At 68.5% G+C, this 1,403-nt stretch carries 2 protein-coding genes; both read left to right on the top strand.

Going from position 1 to position 1,403, the window contains the following annotated elements; translation table 11 throughout:
* The first annotated feature begins 570 nt into the window (after positions 1-570).
* Positions 571-1,194 carry a DUF6230 family protein gene (locus AB0L34_RS33880; protein WP_357176643.1) on the top strand — a complete coding sequence of 208 codons (624 nt, stop codon included), beginning with the start codon at positions 571-573 and terminating at the stop codon, positions 1,192-1,194.
* A gap of 78 nt (positions 1,195-1,272) precedes the next feature.
* Positions 1,273-1,403 (top strand): DUF6114 domain-containing protein (locus tag AB0L34_RS33885; RefSeq protein WP_363709752.1); only part of this gene is annotated, 131 nt, incomplete at its 3' end.

Here is a 1,403-nt window from a genome sequence, read left to right on the forward strand (position 1 = left end):
ATCCGGTCGTCTCCTCGACGTCGGCGCGGCCGGTGGCCAGGAACTCCTCGACGTCCCACTGCCCGCCGCGCTTACCGGGCTGGACGAGGACGGCCCACAGCGGATCTTCGGCGCCCAGCTTGGTCCAGTCGCGCCGTACGTCGTCGAGATTCACGCCGAAACCCTAGGACATCCGGGGGTGCGGCTGGATCGACCCGGTCATCTGCCGGCTCGGATGTTCGGCCGACGACACTGCCCCGAACGGCCCATCGCGCTCGACGCACTGTACATTTGTTACTTGATTGTAATCCCTCAATGTGTCGTCACTGTGGGTTGATCAGGCGCTCGATGACGGCGCTTTTGCGTCCTTTGATGCCCTTTTCCTGCCCCGGAGCGTCAACGCGTGGTGATGGCGAGCAAGCTTCGTGGCGCGCTCGTGTTACCGCCGGGTACACGAGGGGGTTGTGAGCTGCGCCGCATCGGGTGCACGATCAGGCTCGATCGTTACCCGTCGGTAACAGAGGGCGGGGTCCGGCGCGGGCCACCGGTACGACAACCGGCCGCCGCGCACATTCGCTCGAGGAGGAACCCGTGCAGAATCGGCTCGACAACCAGGGTGGTACCCGGTGGAAGCGGTTCGCCGCCATGATCGTGCCCACCACGGCCGCCGCCGGTGCCATCCTGTTCGGCATGTCGACCGGCGCCATCGCCTCCGACATCACCGTGTCCGGGCAGACCTTCAAGATCGGCGCGGACCGCCTGGAGGGCGAGGGCTTCAAGCAGTACGGCGGCATCGTCCGCGAGAAGGGTGAGGACGGCAAGGCCGGCGCGACGCGCCCGGTCGCGATGGCCGAGATCAGCAGCGCCGACCTGTACAACCTCTGCCAGTCCGTCCGCGCCGACCTGCCCGGCCTGCCGGTGGTGCTCACCATCAACGCCGGCGAGGGCAAGGACCCGGCCCGCGCCAAGGACCTGGTGATCGCGATGGACTCGCTCGAAGGCAACGCGACGTTCACCAACATCCAGATCGGCCGCGACGCCAGCGACCTGAACCCGACGGCCCAGCGCGGCTCGTTCGGCCAGAACTCCGACCGGGTCACCATCCGCGACCTGAAGCAGGTGTCGCGCTACACCACGTCCTCGACGTTCAACCTGGTCGGGCTGCGGCTCAAGGTCAACGTGGGTGACGACGCCAAGGGCAAGGAGTGCTTCTGAGCTGAGCACGGCCCGCGGTGGCCGACCACCGCGGGGCCCGCCCCACCGTCCCCGCCCCCGCTCCGCCAGGAGGAGTACGTGACAACCGTCGAACCGTCCCACGCCCGGCTCGGCACCGCGGCCCGGACGTGGCGGACCTTCCGCCGCTGGCAGCGGAGCCGGCCGTTCTGGGGTGGCCTGTTCATCATCCTGGCCGGGGTGGAGATGCT

Origin of the sequence: Micromonospora sp. NPDC052213 (assembly GCF_040679695.1) — a bacterium.
Taxonomy (GTDB): domain Bacteria; phylum Actinomycetota; class Actinomycetes; order Mycobacteriales; family Micromonosporaceae; genus Micromonospora.